The following is a 3,736-nucleotide window of genomic DNA, read 5'->3' as shown; positions in this document are numbered from 1 at the left end:
GATGTAGCTTGTGGTTCTTGAAGGTGGCCTTCACTCGGCCTTGGTGGGCGTGTGAGCCGGGTGCCTGGGCGGTGGAGCGTGTGGCCGGGTGGCTCAGGGACGCCAGGGCGATCTTCAGGCTGGCGGCGGCCTGTGCGCCGCCGGAGCTGGTGGTGTCGGCCGGGCTGGGGCTGTCGGCGGGCGTGGCGGCCACGTCGGTGCTGGAGGCAGAATCCCACATGACCGGAGCCGGGGCATTCACCAACAACTGTCCGCCCGAGGCGGTGTCCGTCAGGTTGCCGCCCGCGTCCGTGGACAGCACAGTGCCGTTGCTGGCGTCGACCGTCTGGACAAGGTCGGCCAGCGCAGGGTCGGAGCCTGCGGCGGCGTTCTTAATGACCAGGGTCTCCTCGATTCCGCCCGCTGCAGTGGCTGTCACCTGCAGGTCGACGCCCGATGCGAGGACGTTTGCATAGGTGAGCGTGGGGCCCGACGCGGAGGGGGAAGGCAGGGCACTCGGCCAGATGAGGGTGAGCTGCTTGCCGTCGACCGTCATCGTGGCCAGCGGCCCGCTACCGCCACCCGACAGAACGAGAGGGGACTCGGAGACAGCGGGCGTCCAACTCCCGCCTTCGCCCTGGACCAGCGTCGCGTCCAGGTCCGTCCATGTGCCACCGGTCTTGACCCACTTCGGTTGCGCGGAGGCGTCGTAGGAGAGAGTCCCGTTCGGATTGGCGAAGGTTTGTGAGGCATCGGTCCGTTCATCCATAACCTCAACCGCACTGCCCTGAGCCCGCGCGGCTGCCATCGCCGCGGCCATGTCGGGCATGGCGGCCGCTGGGGCCGAACCGGCGGCGGTCGCCGGTGAGATGGTGACGACCGCCGTGGCGACCAAGGCAACTGCCACGGCGACTGCCGTGCGTCTTGTCCGCGGTGGGGGTATCAGGCGACCTTCGGATCTGCATGAAAGCACGTAAGAACCTCTTAACCAGACATTGGGGTCAATCACCATCCGTAGCCTTGGTGATTGTCCAGCGACTGCGTGATCCTTGCACGGGCGCGCCACAGATATCTGCTCTGAGCTGGTGAAACTGGCGCTCCATGGCGTAAATGACCGTGGTCAGGCAAACATCATTCGATTGCACAGAGTAGCAATCGGAAGGGGATGGTCCCTTTTGACCGAAAGAGAATCACGTGAAGTTATCGTGTGCTGTTCGGGCGTGTGATGAAAGCGTGATGCTCCGACGGCGCCCCGGCGCTGCGAGGACTGGCACTCGTCTATACGACCTGCGGCACCGCCGTCGGCAGCCACGCCAAGGAGGTGGCCCGCTGGATCGACGGGAGAAGGTGACCACCACGAACGCAACGTAGACAGTGCCGGCCCAGGCAACATAGGACGGGCATGTGACGGGATACGGACGCCGGAAAAGCGCTCCGCACGAGCCGTTGTGGCTCCTACTCTCCTGCCATGGAGACCCGTGACCGTGAGCTGCTGTCCAGGACTGCTCGCAATGAGAAGTTCTCAACCTGAAGTCGCAGGTCACGGGGGCTGGCGTGATGCGGTGATGGAGTCCTCCGGCTGATGGCGGCGTTGATCGTTCGGCGTGATCGGCTGTCGTGCAGTTCCGGTCGGTTCCCGTCAATTCGCCTGCCAGGTCCCGGGTGTCGCGTAGCGTCGGGTGGGCCAGTTGGTTGCCGCGTAGGGAGGGGCTGGCGTTGGCGGAGGTGCTGGCCTGGGTGATCGAGCGCCGGGTGGTCCTGGCCGATCGGGCGGTGCGGCTGCGCAAGGAACTCGCTGAGATCGAGGCCGAGGTCGCTCGCCTTGAGGCGGCCGAGGTGGTGATCGGGCAGTTCATCGAGGCCGAGCGCACGGGCACGGCAGACGATCCGGCGATGGACGCCGAACTGGAGCGGGTCACGACCGCGCCGGGGGCGGGCGGGATGCTGCTGGTGCCGCACCGCGTGGCGGACATGGAGGAGCACGTGCTGCCGGACGATTACCGCCGGATCATGACGATCGTGGGCGGGATGCCGGAAGCGGCCACGGCCAAGGACGTCGCGGTCGGTCTCGGCCGTGGCACCCAGCCGGCCCAGGTGGAACCGGTCCGCGGCCAGCTCAAGCGCCTGGCCGAGCGCGGGTGGCTGCACCGCACTCCCGCCGGGCGCTACACCTCGGCGCCCACGCGGACCGCCTGAACGACCAGAACTGTCCGTAACCCGCGAGCCCCCGGTGGGAGTTGGGTCGTCCATGCGACTGAACACCCGGCCCGCCGAGGGCCCTGACGGTCTTGCCTACCAATGCCGACTGGAACTGTCCACGACCACCGTGGACCTGGTCGCCGGCCTGATCCGGGACCTCCTGAAGAAGATCGGCTCGCGCTGGCGCAAGCTCGCACCGGGAAAGATCGCCCTGATCGTCCTCGCAGTTCTGCGGCACGACCAGCGGCTCCTGGACATGGCGGGCGGCAACGGCGTCTCCGCCTCCACGGTCCGGTGCTGGACGCTGGAAGTGATCGAACTCCTCGCCGCTCGGGCCCCGCGTCTGGACCGCGCGCTGAAGAAGATCGCCCGAAAGGGTGGTGTCGTGGTCCTGCTCTACGGGACCCTCGTGCGTACCCGTCGCCGCACCGGGGATGAGAACCGGCCGAACTACTCCGGCAAGCACAAGGCCCACGGCCTGCTGTTCCTCGCCCTCACTTGCCAGGGTTCATTCGGGAGTCGTTGTTCAGCCGGCGCAGGAGCTGCTCGAACACGCGCAAGGCACGGGCGACTTGGTCCGGGTCGGTCCAGTCGACCCTCGCGGCGTAGGAGTCGAAGGCGTTCTTCCGCTCTCCCCCATCCCGGGACTCAAAGCCAGGCTGGGGCGCGAAGTGCTCGTTCTGGGCTGTCTGACCCCCGACATCTCCTTCGCCGACGGACACGCCGCGCACGGCAACTTCCGCGCCTGGGCCCAGTTGACCGCCCACGCCCGGACCGCGCTGGCCCGCACCGGCCGCTCGCGCATCGACCAGGAACTGCTGCGCTGGGCCTTCAGCCGCCTCGCGTGACCCGTCGACCCGCGTGCCCGCGACGAACCGTGACGGAGGGTTCCTGATGATGACCTGTCCCGACCCGCCCCCGGTCACCGTGGTGCTGGACCCGTTCGACGACGCCCTGCACACCCGTGCCGCGCTGGCGGCGCACGACCCCGGCGCTGGCCGCCTCACCGTCCATCCCACGCCCGGCACCGACTCCAGTGTCTGCCTCGCCTACGACGTGCTCGCCGCACTGGGCAAACCCGTTCCCGTCAGCGGCTATCCGGGCCGGGCTGCCGAGCCGCCGTGGGCGATGGCCGCCGCCTGGATCCTCGCCACGTCCGTCACCCACCTGACGGTGCTGCGCGCCCACCTGCTGGACCGGCGCCGCCTTCAGGACCTGCTCGATCTCCGCTCCCGCATCGGCGTGCGCCTGGTCCTGGTCTGCCACCGCGGCACGGTCCCGGCCCCGGTGGAGCGGATGCTCGCCCCCGTCGGCTACCGCCTCGCGCACGCCTGCGCCGTCCTGCCCGGCGTACCGGACCCGTCCGTGTCCCAGTTGCCGCCCTACCGGCCGCTCGCGGGGCGCTGGCTTCCTCTGTCGGCGCTGACGACCCTGGTCGCGGCCGACGGCCCAGACCGGCGCTGCCGCTGCACCGCACCGGCTGCCCGGGCCCGAGGCTCCCCCCCGCCGCAGATGCGCGCTTCGGTGGCCGAGGAGATCGCCCACCGGCTCCACGAGG

2 protein-coding genes and 2 pseudogenes are annotated in these 3,736 nt (G+C 69.2%); 3 read left to right on the top strand and 1 reads right to left on the bottom strand.

Going from position 1 to position 3,736, the window contains the following annotated elements; translation table 11 throughout:
• Window positions 1-886 (bottom strand): annotated as a pseudogene (locus TR48_RS38145) (hypothetical protein); the annotation flags it as partial.
• Window positions 887-1,695: 809 nt separating this feature from the next.
• On the opposite strand from TR48_RS38145, the gene TR48_RS38140 reads away from it, so the two are divergent.
• From TR48_RS38140 to TR48_RS38130, 3 genes and pseudogenes are all read left to right on the top strand, one after another.
• Window positions 1,696-2,175, top strand: coding sequence for a hypothetical protein (locus TR48_RS38140; RefSeq protein WP_042375512.1), 480 nt, complete (start codon window positions 1,696-1,698; stop codon window positions 2,173-2,175).
• Between the two features lie 674 nt (window positions 2,176-2,849).
• The gene (locus TR48_RS44630) at window positions 2,850-3,026 is read left to right on the top strand and encodes a hypothetical protein (RefSeq protein ID WP_170183581.1); all 177 of its coding nucleotides are present in this window, start codon (window positions 2,850-2,852) and stop codon (window positions 3,024-3,026) included.
• Window positions 3,027-3,072: 46 nt separating this feature from the next.
• Window positions 3,073-3,736 (top strand): annotated as a pseudogene (locus TR48_RS38130) (hypothetical protein); the annotation flags it as partial.

This window comes from Streptacidiphilus neutrinimicus, from assembly GCF_000787815.1.
GTDB lineage: Bacteria > Actinomycetota > Actinomycetes > Streptomycetales > Streptomycetaceae > Streptacidiphilus > Streptacidiphilus neutrinimicus.
This window is presented reverse-complemented; position numbering and strand designations above follow the sequence as displayed.